Raw genomic sequence first — 17672 nt, 5'->3', positions numbered from 1 at the left:
TTTTGGCAACTCACGCGTGGGCTTGCCCCAGCAGGCGGCGGATGCGCATCAGCAGCACCTCGGGGGCGTCGAAGTCGCGGGCGGTGACCGTCGTCACGCGGTAGCCCAGCGACTCCAACTCCGCGCGGCGAGACTGGTCGCGGCTCCATTGCCGCGGATCGCGGTGGTAGTCGCCGTCGTACTCGATGACGAGGCGTGCGTCGCGGTAGAGCAGGTCGACACGCGCGACGAACCGGTGACCGTGGAAGATCTCGATGTTGCACTCCGGGGTGGGGAGCCCCGCCATGACGAGCAGGACTCGCAGCTCCGACTCCTTCGGTGACTCTGATCCGTCCACGGCGAGATCGAGGGCGAGTCGTCGGACCTTCGATCCGCGACCACCGAGGAGCCGCCGATGCATTCGCTCCAGGTCCTCTCGCGTGCACAGCGGATTCCGCCGCGCGAGCAGGTGATCGGTCACCGCCGTCAGCTGGGGAGCAGAGAGGCTTTCGGCCAATTCAGCCCAGGTGCGAAGAGGAGAGGAGCATCGCATGCCGTCGATTTCGACGACATCCTCGTCCTCAACGTCCAGACGACGCCCGACCACACCTGTTCGGCGGATGCGAACGTGCGCTCGCGGCACGCCCACGACCGGCTTGTCCAGGGCGTCCTTCGCCAATGGCCAGGGCAGCGGGAGGCCCTGCAGAACGGCGGCCGTAGGCCCGCAGCAGAATGCGCCGTCGGGGAGGGCCCGGAGAAGCGCCCCGATGCGCTGACGGTCATCATGGTTTCCGGGTACCACCCTCATCCCACGAAACGGCGTGTTCCACGCCGTCGATCGCAGGGTGCTGGGCGAGAGCCCATTCTCTGCCGCTTCGGTGAGCGTGAAGGCCGGGGACGGAGCGCGGGACACCGGGGACGGAGGCATCCCTCATCCTGTCGCTCCCGGCATCCCCGTCGCCGTGCTTCTCCACAGCCCGAGCGTGAGGGGTCGATCTCTGTCGCTTGGAGCGCCCTGAAGCGACAGAAATTGACCCCTCACGCGCGAGAGAACGCGCCTAGGAGAACAGGCGCTGCAGGCGCTGCACGCCCTCCAGCAGTTCCTCGTCGCCGAGGGCGTACGACAGGCGGAGGTAGCCGCTCGGGCCGAAGGCCTCACCGGGGACCACCGCGACCTCGGCCTTCTCGAGGATCAGGTCGGCGAGCTCGAGCGAGGTCGTCGGCGTGACGCCATCCCACTCGCGGCCCAGCAGACCGCGCACGTCAGGGTAGACGTAGAACGCGCCGAGCGGGTTGGGGACCTCGACGCCATCGATCTTCGACAGCTCGCCCACGATCAGCTGTCGGCGGCGGTCGAAGGCGAGACGGAACTGCTCGGCCTCGTCCTGCGGACCGTTCAGCGCGGCGGCTGCGGCGATCTGCGCGATGTTGTTGACGTTGCTGGACAGGTGCGACTGCAGGTTGCCCGCGAGCTTGATGGCATCCGCCGGTCCGACCATCCAGCCGACGCGCCAGCCGGTCATCGCGTACGTCTTCGCGACGCCGTTGACGAGGATCGTCTGCCCGGCGAGCTCGGGCACGGCCTCGACGATCGACACCGCGCGGGCGCCCTCGTACGTGAGGTTCTGGTAGATCTCGTCGGTGATGACCCAGATGCCGTGCTCGAGGGCCCAGCGGCCGATCTCGGCGGTCTCTTCCGGCGTGTAGACCGAGCCCGTGGGGTTCGAGGGCGAGACGAACACGAGGACGGTCGTCTTGTCGGTGCGGGCGGCCTCGAGCTGCGCCACGGTGACCTTGTAGTCCTGGTCGGCGCCGGCGAACACCTCGACGGGCGTGCCGTCGGCGAGGGCGATGGCCTCGGGGTACGTCGTCCAGTACGGGGCCGGCAGCAGCACCTCGTCGCCGGGGTTCACCACGGTCTGGAACGCCTGGTACACGGCCTGCTTGCCGCCGTTGGTGACGATCACCTGCGACGGCGCGACCTCGAGGCCCGAGTCGCGCCGCGTCTTCGCGACGATGGCCTCGCGCAGCACCGGGAGTCCGGCGGCGGGGGTGTAGCGGAAGTTCGCCGGGCTGTGCAGCGCCTCGGCGGCGGCATCCACGATGAACTGCGGGGTGGCGAAGTCGGGCTCTCCGGCCGCGTACGAGATGACGGGACGGCCGGCGGCCTTCAGGGCCTTGGCCTTGGCGTCGACCTTGAGAGTGGCGGATTCGGCGATGGCGGAGAGCTTGTGGGAGAGCGGGGCGCGGTCGGTCACGGCGTAGAGCCTACTCGGCACGCCCGGGATGCCGTGGGCTCGGCGACGGGCGTCACCGAAGGGTTACACGGCGGAGCTGAAGAACACCCACACGACGGGGAGGACGAGGACGGCCCCGAGGGCCGTGCCGATGATCGAGAGGACCGGGTTCCGTTGCCGCCGGACGCGCAGGACGATCCCGACGATCCCGACCACGAGGGCGACGAGCCCGAGGAATCCCATGATCGGCAGGAGCACGACGCCGAGCCACCAGATCGCGTTCATGCCGGGGGCGAGCCCGATCAGGAAGATCATCAGCGCCGGCAGCAGGATGAACGCCGCGAGGATGATCGCGACGATGCCGAAGCCGTCGCTGGCGCGCCGGCCGGCCGGGGAGACAGAGGCCATGCGGTCACGCTAGCGCGTGGCGGGTGGGCTGTCGCCGGTGCGTTAGCGTGGCGTCGTGACAGCAGAGGCCCCGGAACGCACGCGCGTGCATCGTCGGGGGCTCGGCATCCTGCTCCGTCTGGGGCTGGCGACCGCGATCGTCGGGGTGGCCACGGGGCTCGCCGTGCTGCTGCTGGTCTGGATCGTCCACACCGTCGAGCACCTCGTCTGGGGCCACGAGGAAGGGCCGTTCCTCGACGGCCTGGCGTCCCCGGCGGTGTGGTGGCTGCCGATCGTGACCGTGGGCGGCGCGGGTGTCGTCGCCGCCGTCGGCTGGTACCTGCTGCGCCGATTCGGCCGGAAGATCGCCACCGTCGAACAGGGCGTCGCCGGCGCGCACATGCCCTGGTGGGAGACGCTCGCCGACACCGTGATCCAGGTCACCTCGGTCGCCCTCGGCGCCTCGATCGGCAAGGAGGTCGCCCCGCGCGAACTCTCCGCGATGGCCGGGTCGAAGATCGTCCGCTGGTTCCGCCTCGACGCGCGCTGGGGGCGCATCCTCATCGCCGCGGCCGCGGGCGCCGGTCTCGCGGCGGTGTACAACGTGCCGCTCGGCGGCGCGCTGTTCGCGATCGAGATCCTGCTCGCGCAGTTCAGCGTCGGCGCGGCCGTCGTCGCCCTCTCGGTCAGCGCGATCGCCACGCTCGTGGCACGCCCGCTGGTGGGGGACGACTCGCTGTACCACGTGGCATCCATCGACGTGAACGCGTCGCTCATCGTGGCGGCGATCCTCATCGGACCGCTCATGGGGTGGGGCGCCACGAGCTTCGGCGCCGTGACGTCGCTCCTGGCGAAGGTGCGGCCGACGGGGTGGAAGCTGCTCGTCGCGCTGCCCGTGACCTTCACGGCGGTCGGCGCGCTCGGCGCGGTCTTCCCGCTGATCCTCGGCAACGGTCGCGCGCTCGCGACGGCGGGTTTCGATCTCACGCAGCCCGCGCTGCTCCTGCTCGCCCTCGCCGCGCTGAAGTACGTCGCGACGGTCGTGTCGCTCGGCTCCGGAGCCGTCGGCGGCACGCTCCAGCCGTCGGTCGCGATCGGCGCGAGCCTCGGCGCTGCGGCCGCCGCGGCGTGGGCGCTCGTCTGGCCGGGTGCGGATGCCACGGGCCTCGCGATCGTGGCAGCCGCGGCGTTCCTCGCGTCGAACATGCGCGCGCCGTTCACCGCGATCGTGCTCGTGATCGAGTTCACCGCGACCGGCTTCGACCTGCTGCTGCCGATCTTCCTCGCCGTCGCCGGGTCGCTCGCCGCCGCGCGACTCACCTCGCGCGCGAGCCTGCGCCGCTTCGCCCCGCGCGATCCCGGGCGCGAGTAGCGCCGGGACGCCGGGCGCGCGTAGCGATTCCGGACGCCACGACGGGCCGGAGCCGAGGCCCCGGCCCGTCGTGTGCCGTCAGTCGAGGTACTTCGCGTACGCCGGCAGGGTGAGGAACGCGGGGAACTCCTCGCGCAGCGCCACCTCGCGGAACACCTCGGCGGCGTCGTCGAAACGGTCGCCCTCGAAGCGGGTCGTGTCGGCGAGCACGTCTCCGAGCAGCCCCTCGACGTACTCGCGGGTGATGCGGGTGCCGTCGGCGGTGGAGCGGTCCTGGTGGATCCACTGCCAGATCTGCGAGCGCGAGATCTCGGCGGTGGCGGCGTCCTCCATGAGGTCGTCGATCGCGACGGCCCCGAGGCCCCGCAGCCACGCCTCGATGTAGCGGATCGCCACCGCCACGTTGCCGCGCACCCCGCCCGCGGTGATCGGCAGGCCGATCCGCAGGTCGAGCAGCTGCTCGGGCCGCACCTCGACGTCCTCGCGCAGCCGGTCGAGCTGGTTCTCGTGCTCGCCGAGCACGGCGTCGAACTCTGCGCGGGCCACCGGGATCAGGTCGGGGTGAGCCACCCACGTGCCGTCGAAACCGTCGCCGGCCTCGCGCCGCTTGTCGGCGGCGACCTTCTCGAACGCCGCCTCGGTCACCTCGGGCTTGCGGCGGTTGGGGATGAAGGCGCTCATGCCGCCGATCGCGTACGCCCCGCGCTTGTGGCACGTGCGCACGAGCAGCTCGGTGTACGCCCGCATGAACGGCACCGTCATCGTCACCTCGCTCCGGTCGGGCAGGACGAACCGCGCCCCGCGACCGCGGTAGGTCTTGATGATCGAGAAGATGTAGTCCCACCGGCCGGCGTTGAGGCCCGCGCAGTGGTCGCGGAGGGCGAAGAGGATCTCCTCCATCTCGAACGCCGCGGGGAGCGTCTCGATGAGCACCGTCGCGCGGATCGTGCCGTGGGCGAGGCCCAGGCGCTCCTCGGTGAACGAGAACACGTCGTCCCACAGCCGCGCCTCGTCGGCGGACTCGATCTTCGGCAGGTAGAAGTACGGTCCGCGCCCCGCCGCGATCAGCGCGTGCGCGTTGTGGAAGACGTACAGCCCGTAGTCCACGAGCGAGCCGGATGCCGGCAGCTCGCGGCCCGCGCGGTCGATCACGGTGATGTGCTTCTCGGGCAGGTGCCAGCCGCGCGGGCGCATCACGATCGTGGGCGTGCGCTCGGCGGTGACGCGGTACTCCTTGCCCTCGGGGCTCGTGAAGCTCAGCTGCCCGCGGATCGCGTCGAACAGCGAGAGCTGGCCCCCGATGACGTTGCGCCACGTGGGGGAGGTCGCATCCTCCTGGTCGGCCAGCCACACCCGCGCGCCGGAGTTCAGCGCGTTGATCGTCATCTTCGGGTCGGTCGGGCCCGTGATCTCGACGCGGCGGTCCTCGAGGCCCGGGCCGGCGCCGGCCACGCGCCACGACGGGTCCTCGCGGATGTGCGCCGTCTCGGACCGGAAGTGCGGGTCGTCGCCGTTTCCGATCTCGAAGCGGCGGCGTTCGCGCGCGGCGAGCCGGTCGTGACGGCGACGGCCGAAGCGGTCGTGCAGCTCGGTGAGGAAGGCGAGGGCGGCGGGGGTGAGGATCTCCCGGTCGCGGCCCTCGAGCGGACGCTCGATCCGCAGGTGCGGAGCGGGGGTGGATGCCGTGGGCTCGGGGCCGCGGCGGTCGGTGGTGGGAGGGGGTTCGATGAGGGTCATGATGAGCTCTTTCGGTCTGTATCGCGGCTGGCCCCGGGGAGCATGTCCCCAAAGTGGTCGCTCAGGCGGCGCCGAAGTGACCACAAATGGGACATGGTCTGCGAAAAGAGGGACGAGGTTCGCGAGAGGGGGTCAGTGGAACTGCGCGGTCTCGGTGGAGCCGGCGAGGGCGAGCGTGGCGCTGTCGGGGTTGAGCGCGGTCGAGACGACGTCGAAGTACCCGGTGCCCGCTTCGCGCTGGTGGCGCGTGGCGGTGTATCCGTTCGCTTCGGCGGCGAACTCGGCCTCCTGCAGCTCGACGTACGCGCTCATGGCGCGCTCGGCGTAGCCGCGGGCGAGGTCGAACATCGAGTGGTTCACGGCGTGGAAGCCGGCCAGCGTGATGAACTGGAAGGCGTAACCGAGGGCGGCCAGGTCGGCCTGGAACGTGGCGATCTGCGCGTCGTCGAGGTGGCGCTTCCAGTTGAAGCTCGGCGAGCAGTTGTAGGCGAGGAGCTTGCCCGGGTAGCGGGCGTGGATCGCCTCGGCGAAAGCGCGGGCGAGCTCGATGTCGGGCTCTCCCGTCTCGACCCAGATCAGGTCGGCGTAGGGGGCGAAGGCGAGGCCGCGCGAGATGACGGCATCCAGGCCCGGACGCACCCGGTAGAACCCCTCGCTGGTGCGCTCGCCGGTGAGGAACTCCGCGTCGCGCGGGTCGACGTCGCTGGTGAGCAGGTCGGCCGCGAGGGCGTCGGTGCGCGCGATGATCACCGTCGGGACTCCCGCGACGTCGGCGGCGAGACGGGCGGCGTTGAGCGTCCGGATGTGCTGCTGGGTGGGGACGAGCACCTTGCCGCCGAGGTGGCCGCACTTCTTCTCGCTCGCGAGCTGGTCCTCCCAGTGGATGCCGGCGGCCCCCGCCTGGATCAGCGACTGCGCCAGTTCGTAGGCGTTGAGCGGGCCGCCGAAGCCGGCCTCGGCGTCGGCGACGATCGGGGCGAGCCAGTCCTGCGTGATCTCGCCCTCGGCGCGCTCGATCTGGTCCTGCCGCAGCAGCGCGTTGTTGATGCGGCGCACCACGGCGGGCACGGAGTTGGCGGGGTACAGGCTCTGGTCGGGGTAGGTCTGTCCCGCGAGGTTGCCGTCGGCGGCGACCTGCCAGCCCGAGAGGTAGATCGCCTTCAGGCCCGCGCGCACCTGCTGCACGGCCTGGCCTCCGGTGTAGGCGCCGAGGGCCCGGATGTACTCCTCGGTGTGGAGGAGGTTCCAGAGGTTCTCCGCGCCGCGGCGGGCGAGCGTGGATTCCTCGCGGACGCTGCCGCGGAGCCGCACGACGTCCTCGGCCGAGTACGTGCGCTCGATGCCGTCCCACCGCGGGTCGTTCTCCCACGCGGCGCGGATCTCATCGGCGGTCTCGGTCTGGTCGCCGGGGCGCAGGGGCGGCTGGGCGGGGGTGGCCTGGATCGTCATGTCGTCCTCCTTCGGGTACCGGGCATCGGTGCCCGTGGAGACCACTGTCGGCGAAGAATCACCGCCGGAACCAAGAAACCCGCTGTGAAGTTTTGTCGTTCTTCTGTTTCGGTGAGATCATCCCGACATGGACACCGGAGTCTCCCTGACCGCGGCCTCCGCGGCATCCGACGATGAGGGCGTGGACACGCTCACGATCGGCAAACGCATCCGCCAGCTGCGCACGGCGCGCGGGATGACGCTGGACGAACTCGCCGCGGCGGTCGGCCGCGCGCCCAGTCAGATGTCGATGATCGAGACAGGTCGCCGCGAAGCGAAGCTCACCCTCCTGCAGGCGATCGCCCGCGCCCTCGGCACCGGTCTCGACGCCCTGCTGGATGCCGAGCCCCTCGATGAGCGCGCATCGCTGGAGATCGCGGTCGAGCGCGCCATGCGCGGGTCGACGTTCCAGGCGCTCGGCATCACGCCGTTCCGCGTCGGCAAGACCGTGCCGGACGAGGCGCTCGCCGCGATGCTCGCCCTGCAGGCCGAGATCGAACGGCTCCGCGACGAGCGGTCCGCCACCCCGGAGGAGGCGCGACGGGCGAACGTCGCGCTCCGCCGCCTCATGCGCACGCAGGACAACCACTTCCCGGAGCTCGAGCGCACGGCATCCGAGATCCTCGCCGCCGTCGACCACCCCGGCGGCCCGCTCACCCAGCGGGCGGCCAGCGACATCGCGGCCTACCTGGGCTTCTCGCTGCACTACGTGCCCGACCTGCCGCAGACCACGCGCAGCATCGCCGACGTGAAGAACGGGCGGTTGTACCTGTCGACGCGGGTGGCGAGGGGCGACCCGCGCGCGTCGGTGCTGCAGGCGCTGTCGAGCCGCATGCTCGGGCATACCGAGCCCAAGAGCTACGGCGAGTTCCTGCGGCAGCGCGTCGAAACGAACTACCTCGCCGGTGCCCTCCTCATCCCCGAGGCGCACGCGGTGGCGGCGCTGACGGAGGCCAAGGCCCGCCGCGCGCTCAGCATCGAGGACCTGCGCGACACGTACTCGGTGTCGTACGAGACGGCCGCGCACCGCTTCACCAACCTCGCGACGGTGCATCTCGGCATCCCCGTGCACTTCCTCAAGGTGCACGAGTCGGGGACCATCACGAAGGCCTACGAGAACGACGACGTGAACTTCCCCACCGACCGGCTCGGGTCGATCGAGGGGCAGATGTGCTGTCGGCGGTGGACGAGCCGCGTGGTCTTCGACGAGGACGACCGCTTCAACCCCTACTACCAGTACACCGACACCGGTAACGGCACGTACTGGTGCACGGCCCGCGTCGAGCAGTCGAGCGAGGGGGCGCACTCGGTGAGCGTGGGCGTGCGCTTCGACGACACCAAGTGGTTCCGCGGGCGCGACACCCCCAACCGCGGCGTCTCGCGCCACGCCGTCGAGGTGTGCTGCCGGCGTCCGCCCGCCGACCTCGAGGTCGCGTGGCGCGACAACGCCTGGCCCAACGTGCGTACCCCCCGCACGCTCCTGGCGACCCTCCCGACCGGGGCGTTCCCCGGCGTCGACACGACCGAGGTGTACGAGTTCCTGGAGGCCCACGCCCCGAAGTGACGGACCGCGTCTCCACGGCGCGGCACCCAGTGCACACGTTCGGGTCGAACGCACACGCACGGGACGCCCGGAACGTGTGCGCTCGACCCGAACGTATGTGCTCGCGGGGTGCGCGGCGTGCGCGCGGTGCGCGGGTCGGACGGCGCGGGGCGGCGAGGGGCGGGGCGCACGGAGCAACGGGTTGCGAAAAAACCGCACACATGTAAGGTTTTGGGCACCGAGCTCCGTCCCCCCGGAGCGCTTTCGATGAGGAGAGCCCGTCATGAAGCACACCCGCTTGGCATCCACCGCGATCGCGAGTCTCGTCGTGGGTGGTCTGTTCGCCGCCGGTCCCGCGACCGCCGCCCCGCCGGGGCCGCCCCCGCACGCCGGAGCACCGATCGGTGCGGGAACCGGACCCGGCGCCCGCGAGCTGCTGCGCTACGCCGAGGACACCTGGACGTCGATGGCCGCCATGGCGCACACCGACACCGGACTGCCCGACGACAACATCGGGGGAGACCTGGATGCCGCCACGGCCTCCGGCTACACCTCGCCGACGAACATCGGCGGGTACCTGTGGTCGACCGTGACCGCGCGAGACCTCGGCATCATCGGCGCCGACGAGGCTCGCGAACGTCTCACCGCGACCGTCTCGACCCTCGAGCGCATGGAGCGCAACGACGGCAGCGGCATGTACTACAACTGGTACGCCCCCGACACCGGCGCGAAGCTGGAGATCTTCCCGACCTCGGGCGAGGTCATCCACCCGTTCCTCAGCACCGTGGACAACGGGTGGCTCGCCGCGGCGCTCCGCATCGTCCGCGAGGCCGAGCCGACGCTCGCCGACCGCGCCGACGCGCTGTACGAGTCGATGGACTTCTCGGCGTTCTTCGACCCGGCCGGGGCGCCGGGACTCCCGTCGGGCACCAACCGCGGCGGATTCTGGGAGGAGCCTCCGGGCGACGGCTGCGCGGTCGAGGCTCCGATGTACAACGGCAGCGGCGCGCAGGCGTTCTACACCTGCCACCACTACGACACCACGGTGAGCGAGAGCCGCATCGCGACGTATCTCCATCGCGCAGGGCGGCATCCCGGCGACGGCCCTCTACGGCACGCACCGCACGATGCCGGCCGGGTGCGACTGGGCGTGGCAGGAGCAGCCGCCGACGGGGCAGACCCGCACCTACGACGGCGTCGACGTGTACGAGGGCGTCTATTCCTACGACGGCATGTCGTTCGTGCCGAGCTGGGGTGGCAGCATGTTCGAGTCGCTCATGCCCGACCTCCTCGTGCCCGAGACCGAGTGGGGTCCGCGCTCGTGGGCGCTCAACCACCCGATCACGGTCGCGGTCCAGAAGCGGCACGGCCTCGATGAGGCCGGCTACGGCTACTGGGGCTTCTCGCCCGCCAGCAACCCGTTCGGCGGCTACAGCGAGTACGGCGTCGACATCGCCGGCATCCGCTCGGACGGATACACCTCGGATGCCGAGAAGACCGACGTCGACATCGACCGCCCCGGCTGCACCACCGGAACCAACCCCGACCCGACCTTCGGCGACGGCGTGGTGACGCCGCACGCGGCCTTCCTGGCCCTCCCGTACGACCGCCCGGGCGTGCTCAAGAACCTCCGCGGCATCGAGAAGAAGCTCGGCGCGTACGGCCCCGGCGGCTTCTACGACGCCGTTGCGGTGAAGAGTGACACGATCGCGAAGCGGTACCTGTCGCTGGATCAGTCGATGATCCTGGCCGCGATCGGCAACGCCCTGACCGGCGACACCCTCAAGGACTACTTCGTCGACGACGAGCTCGAGCAGCGGTTGCGTCCCGCGATGGAGCAGCAGGTGTTCGACTCGTCCTGGGGCACGCGCCGCGACTGACCGACTGCCCGACCGATGCCCGGTACCCTCACGGGACCGGGCATCGGTGCGTGCGGGAGGAGACGGATGACGGACGAGGGGATGTCGCGCGCCCCGCGGGGGAGCTACCCGAAGGGGCTCCAGCGCCGCCAGCGGATCGTCGACGAGGCCATGGTCGTCTTCGCGCGGTCGGGAGTGACGAGCGGATCGCTGCGCGAGGTCGCCAAGCGCGTCGGGTTGACCCCCGCCGGGCTCCTGCACCACTTCGCAACGAAGGAGGAGCTGTTCGCCGAGGTGCTGCGCCAGCGCGACGAGCGCGTCCGGGCCGCGGCCGGCGACCCCGCGGAGCACACCCTCGTCGAGCAGATGGGCAAGGTGGTCGCCCACAACGCCACCGCCCGCGGCCTCACCGCGCTCTACACCGTGGTCGTCGCCGAGGCGAGCGACCCCGATCATCCCTCGCACGCCGCGTTCGCCTCCCGCTACCGCGACAGTGCCCGGCGCGCCGCCGAGCTCCTGCGCGCGGGGCAGGCTGCGGGGGAGGTGCGGCCCGACATCGACCCCGACCGCGCCGCCCGTCTCCTCAGCGCCGTCATGGACGGGCTGCAGCAGCAGTGGCTCCTCGACGACTCGGTCGACATGCCCGCGCACTTCGCCGAGTTCGTGCAGGGATACCTCCAGCCGCCTGCCTGAGGCCTTCGGCATCCCGGTCTCGCCCGTGCTCGTCGCCGAGCGCACACGATCCGGCCGAGCGCACACGACTCGGGCGTCCACAGCGGGTGCGTTCGACCGGATCGTGTGATGTGGGCGGCGAAGAGGTGGGTTGCCGCGGCGCGAGTTATGCGCTTAAACTAACCGGGACACCGCGTCCGACGACGGGCGCCCGTTCGAGGAGGAACACGATGAGAATGACCCGATGGGGCGCCGTCGCCGTTGTCGCGGCGGCCGCGATCGCGCTGACCGGGTGCGGACGCACCTCCGATTCCGGCCCCGGTGCCGCCGAGGCCTCGACGATCGGTGACGCCAAGGCCGAGGGCACGCTCACGATGTGGGCGATGGGTGCCGAGGGCGAGGCGCTGCCGGCTTTCGTGAAGCAGTTCGAGGAGGCCAACCCGGGCGTCACCGTCGAGGTCACCCCGGTGCCGTGGGATGCCGCGTACAGCAAGTTCCAGACCGCGATCGCGGGCGGCAACACCCCCGACCTCGCGATGGTCGGCTCCACTTGGATGGCCGATTTCGGCGACGCGCTGCAGACGGTTCCCACCGACCTCTCCACCGACGGCATCTTCCCCGGCGCGATCGACTCGACGATGATCGACGACCGCGCGACCGGCGTGCCGTGGTACGTCGACACCCGCGTGCTCTACTACCGCACCGACATCGCCGTGCAGGCGGGCTGGAACCAGGCGCCCACCACGTGGGACGAACTCAAGCAGATGGCCGCCGACATGCAGGCCAAGGGCGGCGCCCAGTACGGCATGCGCCTGCCGGCGGGCAACGACTCCTTCCAGGGCAACCTGTGGATGCCGTGGTCCAACGGTGCGGAGCTCGAGAACGGCTCGGAGTGGACCCTCGACACCCCCGAGACCGTCGAGGCGCTCGAGTACTACCAGAGCTTCTACACCGACGGCATCGCCAACCCCGCCGCCGATCGCTCGGCCGGAGCGCAGGAGGCGGACTTCGTCTCGGGCGCAACCCCCATGCTGATCGACGGCCCGTTCCTCATCGGACAGCTCGAGGAGCTCGGCGGCGCGGGCTTCAGCGACAAATTCGCCACCGCGGTGCTGCCGACGAAGGAGTCGTCCACGTCGTTCAGCGGCGGGGCGAACCTCGCCGTGTTCGACACCTCCGACAACGCCGCCAGCGCGTGGAAGCTCGTCCAGTGGCTGACCCAGCCCGACACCCAGGCCGCGTGGTACGAGGCGACCGGAGACCTGCCGTCGGTGCAGGACGCCTGGAAGTCCGACGCCCTGGCCTCGTCGAAGACCCTCGCGGCCTTCGGCACGCAGCTGGAGACCGCCAAGTCGGTTCCGGCCACCACCACGTGGGTGCAGGTCGCCGCCGCTGGTGACGCGATGCTGGAGAAGATCCGCCTCGGACAGCAGAGCCCGGCCGACGGTCTCAAGGAGCTCCAGGCCACCGCCGACCAGCTGGGCCTGGGCTGAGATCATGACGCACGCAGTCGTGGGCGCGACCGGACGGGTTCCGGCCCCCGGTCGCGCCCGCGCCGGCGGGGCATCGAGCCGCCGCCGGCGCCAGGGATGGGTCGCCTGGGGCTTCGCCCTGCCGTTTGTCGCGGTCTTCGCGGTGTTCATGGTCGTGCCGATCGTGGGCTCCTTCGCGATGTCGTTCACCGACTTCCGGGCGCGCGACATCCGTTCGCCGTTCGCGGTGAACTTCGTCGGGCTCGACCAGTACCTCGCGGTACTGGGCGATCCGGTGTTCCTCACCTCGCTGGGCGTGACCGCGACGTTCGTGATCGTCGGCATCCCGGTGACCATGGCCGTCGCCCTCGCGCTCGCGCTGGCGCTGAACTCCAGCGGCGGACGCATCGTGTCGGTCCTGCGCGTGGGTTTCTACGCCCCCGTCGTGACGAGCATCGTCGCGGTGGCGGTCGTGTGGCGCTACATCCTGCAGCCCGAGGGGCTGTTGAACTCGGCGCTCGCGATCATCGGCATCCAGGGGCCCGATTGGCTCAACGACACCCGCACCGCGCTTCCGTCGCTCATCGCGATGGCGGTGTGGCGCAACGTCGGAACGCTCATGGTGATCTTCCTCGCGGGCCTCCAGGCGATCCCCACCGACGTCAAGGAGGCCGCCCTCATGGACGGCGCGTCGTCGTGGCGGCGTCTGACCTCGGTCACCCTCCCGCTGCTGCGTCCGACGCTGCTGCTGGGGGCCGTGCTCATCTCGGTCGGGTTCCTGCAGTTCTTCGAGGAGGCCTTCGTGATGACCCAGGGCGGCCCGCTCAACTCCACCCTCTCGGTGGCCTATTACACGTTCAAGCAGTTCGGCTTCGGGCAGTACGGCACGGCATCCGCCGCCAGCTACCTGCTGTTCCTGGCGATCGCGCTGCTCAGCCTGCTGCAGTTCCGTCTGCTGCGTTCGAAGGATTGAGGGAGGATGCCATGACGCTCACCGCCCCCGCGGCCCCCGTGGCCGCCGCCGAGACGCCGCCCGCTCCGCGCCGGCGCCGTCGCGCCGAGAACCGGCTGACGCCGGGCCGCGCGCTCACCCTCACCGTGCTCGTCATCGGGCTGCTGGTGTGGATGCTGCCCTTCGCGTGGATGCTGCTGGGCTCGGTGAAGACCCAGCGCGAGATCCTGCAGCGGCCGCCGACGTGGTGGCCCGAGCAGTTCACGTGGGAGAACTTCGCCACGTGGTTCGGGCAGCTGAACTTCGGCCAGTTCTTCGGCAACAGCCTGTTCGTGGCCCTGGTCACCGTGGTCGGCAACCTCGTGTTCTGCTCGATGGTCGGGTACGCGCTGGCGAAGATGGACTTCCCCGGCAAGAAGGCCCTGTTCGTCGTGGTGATGGTGACGCTCATGGTCCCGGGCGTCGTCACCTTCGTGCCCCTGTTCGTGATGGTGTCCTCGCTCGGCCTCGTCGACACCTACGCGGCGCTGATCCTGCCGTTCGTCACGACGCCGTTGGGCGTCTTCCTCATGCGGCAGTTCATGCTCGGCATCCCCGATCCGCTGCTCGAGGCCGCGCGCATCGACGGGGCGGGGGAGCTGCGGATCTTCGCCCGCATCGTGATGCCCCTGTGCGGGCCGCCGCTGGCGACCCTCGGCATCCTGACGTTCCTGGCGTCGTGGAACAACTTCCTGTGGCCGCTGGTGGCGGCGCAGACCGAGGGGAAGTACACCCTCCCCGTCGCGCTGTCGCTGTACTCCACCGGACAGAACGCCACCGATTACGGTCTGCTGCTCGCGGGTTCGGTGCTGGTGATCGCGCCGATCATCCTGCTGTTCGTCTTCCTTCAGCGCTACTTCATCCAGGGCATCGCCTCGACCGGCTTGAAGTGACCCGAGCCCTCGAAAGGACTCCCATGACCTCCCCCCGATTCCTCACCGCGCCCGACGGCACCCGTTTCCGCGACCTCAACGGCAACGGCGTGATGGACCCCTACGAAGACCCGCGACGCAGCACCGAGGAGCGCACCGAGGATCTGCTCGGGCGGCTCAGCCTCGAGGAGAAGTGCGGCCTCATGTTCCAGACGGTCATCGAGGTGGGCGAGGACGGCGAGCTGCTCGAGGCCCCCGGCCGGATCTCGAAGTCGCCGACGACCGCCGTCGTCGTCGGCAAGAACATGACGCACTTCAACGTGCACGCGATCCGCACGGCCCGGCAGGCGGCGACCTGGAACAACGCGCTCCAGGCGCTGGCCGAGACGACGCCGCACGGCATCCCCGTCACGATCAGCACCGATCCGCGCCACGCATTCGTGGAGAACACCGGGGTGGGGTTCGCGGCGGGCCCGTTCTCGCAGTGGCCCGAGGGTCTCGGGCTCGCGGCCCTCGACGACGTCGAGACCGTGCGCGAGTTCGCCGACGTCGCGCGGCGCGAGTACGTCGCCGTCGGCATCCGCGCCGCCCTGCACCCGCAGATCGACCTCGCCACCGAGCCGCGGTGGGGCCGTCAGGCGCAGACCCTCGGACAGGATGCCGCGCGTGTCGCGGAGTTCACCGCCGCCTACCTCCGCGGGTTCCAGGGCGAGGAGCTCGGGCCCGACAGCGTCGCGTGCACGACGAAGCACTTCCCGGGCGGCGGGCCGCAGCAGGGCGGCGAGGACGCGCACTTCCCGTACGGTCGCGAGCAGGTCTACCCCGGCGGGATGTTCGACTATCACCTCGAGCCCTTCCGGGAGGCGATCCGGCGCGGCACCGCGGGGATGATGCCGTACTACGGCATGCCGGTCGGCCTCGAGGTCGACGGTCAGCCGATCGAAGAGGTCGGCTTCGGCTACAACCGTCAGATCATGACGGGTCTGCTGCGCGAGGAGCTCGGCTACGACGGGGTCGTCGTGACCGACTGGGAGCTCGTCAACGACAACCATGTCGGCGATCAGGTGCTCCCCGCCCGCGCGTGGGGCGTGGAAGAGCTCACGGCGAGCGAGCGCATGGAGAAGATCCTGGATGCCGGCGCCGACCAGTTCGGCGGCGAGGAATGCGTCGAGATGCTCGTGGACCTCGTCCGGGCGGGCCGCGTGTCCGAGGAGCGCATCGACCGGTCCGCGCGGCGTCTCCTGCGGGTGAAGTTCGCCCTGGGCCTGTTCGACGACCCGTACGTCGACGTCGACGCGGCCGAGCGGATCGTCGGCAACGCCGAGTTCCGCGAGCTGGGGGAGCGGGCCCAGGCGCGCTCGCTCACGGTGCTGGTGAACGAGGGCGACGTGCTGCCGCTGCGTCCCAGCGGCGCCGTGTACGTCGAGGGCTTCCGCGCCGACGACGTCGCGGAACTCGGGCGCGCGGTGTCCGACCCCGCCGAGGCCGATCTCGCGCTCGTCCGCATCGGTGCGCCCTTCGATCCGCGCGACGACCTGTTCCTCGAGGCGTGGTTCCACCAGGGCTCCCTCGAGTTCGCACCGGGCCTGGTGTACCGGTTGCAGCAGATCGCGGCATCCTGCCCGCTCGTGCTCGTGGTGAACCTCGACCGCCCGGCGATCCTCACCCCGTTCGTCGGACACGCGGCGGCGATCGTGGCGGACTACGGCAGTTCGGCGCGCGCGGTCCTCGACGCCCTGACCGGGCGCGTCGCGCCGCAGGGACGCCTGCCGATCGAGATCCCCCGGTCGATGGATGCCGTCCGCGCGTCGCGCGAGGATGTACCGTCGGACACCGGTGACCCCGTCTTCCCCGTGCACTTCGGGCTGGAGCTCGCGGGGGTGGAGGACTCGGCGGAGCCGATGAGGGGGTACGCGCACCGATGAGCGAAGCGGACGCGGCACGTCGACCGACCGTCTACGACGTGGCCCAGGAGGCCCGGGTGTCGATCGCGTCGGTGTCGTTCGCGTTCCGCCGCCCCGACAAGCTCAGCGACGCGACGCGCGAGCGCGTACTCGAGGCCGCGCGGCGACTGGGCTATGCGCCCAGCGCCGCAGCCCGCGGCCTCGCGCACGGCCGCACGGGCACGCTCGGCCTGCACGCGTTCGATCTGCTGCTGGAGCGGGCGGATCCGCTCACGCAGACCCCCTCGTTCACGGACCTCGCGATGCCCCGGCTCGACGCCGACGGCGTGATCCCGTGGGCGCAGACCGACGACGACGTCCTGTCGGATCCGCGCGCGTTCCCGCTCTACGTCGACGAGGTGCAGCGCGGATTCGAGCTGGAGTGCTGGGCGCTCGGGCGCCCCGTGATGCTCAGCAGCGGCGCCGGGACCGACGTCTCCGTCGCCGACACCGCGGGCCGCGTCGACGGGTTGGCGATCTTCCCGTCGCCGCAGACCGCCCCGGCCCTGGCCCGGTACGCCCCGACGATCCCGATCGTGCTGTTCAGCGCCGCCCCCGGCGACGATCACCACCACCGCGTGCGCGTCGACAACGCCGGGGGGATGCGGGCCCTCGCCGATCATCTGGTCCGGGAGCACGGCATCCGCGACATCGCCTTCGTCGGACGCCCCGAGGCCTCCGACACGGCCGAGCGACTGATCGGGCTGCAGGACGGCCTCGCCGACCTCGGCCTCCTGCTGCGGCCGCAGGTGGTGGATGCCACCGTCCGGGGCGAGGACGACCTCGTTCCGCAGCTGCGCGCGCTCATCGCCGACGGGCGGATGCCGCAGGCCCTCGTGTGCGCGACCGACCAGCACGCGTTCGCCGTGCTGGACACGCTCGCCGCCGAAGGACTCCGGGTTCCCGACGACGTCGTGGTCACCGGCTTCGACGGCACGCTGGCGGCACGCCTCAGCTCCCCGCCGTTGACCACCGTCCGGCAGCCGATGGAGGCCATGGGCCGCGCGGCAGCCCGCATCCTCGCCGGGGTCGCGGGCCCCGCCGACCGCCCCTTCGACGTGGTGTTCGAGCCTCGGCTCGTGGTGCGCCGCAGCTGCGGCTGCCCCGGCTGAGGCCGGGG

Annotated in this window: 13 protein-coding genes and 1 pseudogene; 9 read left to right on the top strand and 5 right to left on the bottom strand. The window is 71.0% G+C overall.

From position 1 onward, the window contains the following. Positions 1-10: 10 nt before the first annotated feature. From QM517_RS06920 to QM517_RS06910, 3 genes are all read right to left on the bottom strand, one after another. Positions 11-400 carry an endonuclease domain-containing protein gene (locus QM517_RS06920; RefSeq protein ID WP_283286156.1) on the bottom strand — a complete coding sequence of 130 codons (390 nt, stop codon included), beginning with the start codon at positions 398-400 and terminating at the stop codon, positions 11-13. Between the two features lie 637 nt (positions 401-1037). Next, complete coding sequence (locus QM517_RS06915; protein ID WP_283286155.1) at positions 1038-2237, bottom strand: pyridoxal phosphate-dependent aminotransferase; 1200 nt, start codon at positions 2235-2237, stop codon at positions 1038-1040. Between the two features lie 63 nt (positions 2238-2300). After that, positions 2301-2624 carry a hypothetical protein gene (locus QM517_RS06910; protein WP_077052321.1) on the bottom strand — a complete coding sequence of 108 codons (324 nt, stop codon included), beginning with the start codon at positions 2622-2624 and terminating at the stop codon, positions 2301-2303. Between the two features lie 55 nt (positions 2625-2679). Between QM517_RS06910 and QM517_RS06905 the strand changes: the two genes are divergently transcribed. Next, positions 2680-3975 (top strand): chloride channel protein, encoded by a 1296-nt coding sequence (locus QM517_RS06905; RefSeq protein ID WP_160897439.1) that lies wholly within the window; start codon positions 2680-2682, stop codon positions 3973-3975. A gap of 78 nt (positions 3976-4053) precedes the next feature. Here QM517_RS06905 and aceB read toward each other — a convergent pair whose 3' ends face one another. Both aceB and aceA read right to left on the bottom strand, forming a co-directional pair. After that, positions 4054-5712: a malate synthase A gene (gene aceB / locus QM517_RS06900; protein WP_283286152.1), complete on the bottom strand. Its 1659-nt coding sequence runs from the start codon at positions 5710-5712 to the stop codon at positions 4054-4056. 132 nt (positions 5713-5844) lie between these two features. Continuing rightward, complete coding sequence (gene aceA / locus QM517_RS06895; protein WP_283286149.1) at positions 5845-7161, bottom strand: isocitrate lyase; 1317 nt, start codon at positions 7159-7161, stop codon at positions 5845-5847. Between the two features lie 127 nt (positions 7162-7288). Between aceA and QM517_RS06890 the strand changes: the two genes are divergently transcribed. The 8 genes and pseudogenes from QM517_RS06890 to QM517_RS06850 all read left to right on the top strand — a co-directional run bounded on the left by QM517_RS06890 (position 7289) and on the right by QM517_RS06850 (position 17664). Then, positions 7289-8764: a helix-turn-helix transcriptional regulator gene (locus QM517_RS06890; RefSeq protein WP_283286147.1), complete on the top strand. Its 1476-nt coding sequence runs from the start codon at positions 7289-7291 to the stop codon at positions 8762-8764. Positions 8765-9026: 262 nt separating this feature from the next. Then, positions 9027-10623 (top strand): annotated as a pseudogene (locus QM517_RS06885) (glucoamylase family protein). Positions 10624-10689: 66 nt separating this feature from the next. Next, positions 10690-11295, top strand: a complete 606-nt coding sequence (locus QM517_RS06875; RefSeq protein ID WP_283286143.1) for a TetR/AcrR family transcriptional regulator — start codon at positions 10690-10692, stop codon at positions 11293-11295. Positions 11296-11504: 209 nt separating this feature from the next. After that, the gene (locus tag QM517_RS06870; protein WP_283286141.1) at positions 11505-12767 is read left to right on the top strand and encodes an extracellular solute-binding protein; all 1263 of its coding nucleotides are present in this window, start codon (positions 11505-11507) and stop codon (positions 12765-12767) included. A 4-nt stretch (positions 12768-12771) separates the two neighbouring features. Beyond that, positions 12772-13719: a carbohydrate ABC transporter permease gene (locus QM517_RS06865; protein ID WP_077052314.1), complete on the top strand. Its 948-nt coding sequence runs from the start codon at positions 12772-12774 to the stop codon at positions 13717-13719. Between the two features lie 11 nt (positions 13720-13730). Next, a complete protein-coding gene (locus QM517_RS06860; protein ID WP_175627635.1) occupies positions 13731-14630 on the top strand; it encodes a carbohydrate ABC transporter permease in 900 nt (299 codons plus the stop codon). Positions 14631-14653: 23 nt separating this feature from the next. Beyond that, on the top strand, positions 14654-16534 hold the full coding sequence (locus QM517_RS06855) for a glycoside hydrolase family 3 protein (protein ID WP_283286139.1): 1881 nt from the start codon (positions 14654-14656) through the stop codon (positions 16532-16534). Next, positions 16531-17664 carry a LacI family DNA-binding transcriptional regulator gene (locus QM517_RS06850; protein ID WP_077052312.1) on the top strand — a complete coding sequence of 378 codons (1134 nt, stop codon included), beginning with the start codon at positions 16531-16533 and terminating at the stop codon, positions 17662-17664. The genes QM517_RS06855 and QM517_RS06850 overlap by 4 nt, the downstream gene beginning before the upstream one ends. The last annotated feature ends 8 nt before the right edge of the window (positions 17665-17672 follow it).

The sequence above is a fragment of the Microbacterium sp. IEGM 1404 genome, from assembly GCF_030056775.1.
In the GTDB taxonomy this organism is placed as follows: Bacteria; Actinomycetota; Actinomycetes; order Actinomycetales; family Microbacteriaceae; genus Microbacterium.
The sequence above is the reverse complement of the archived record's forward strand: the minus strand, read 5'-3'. Positions and strand labels throughout refer to the sequence as shown.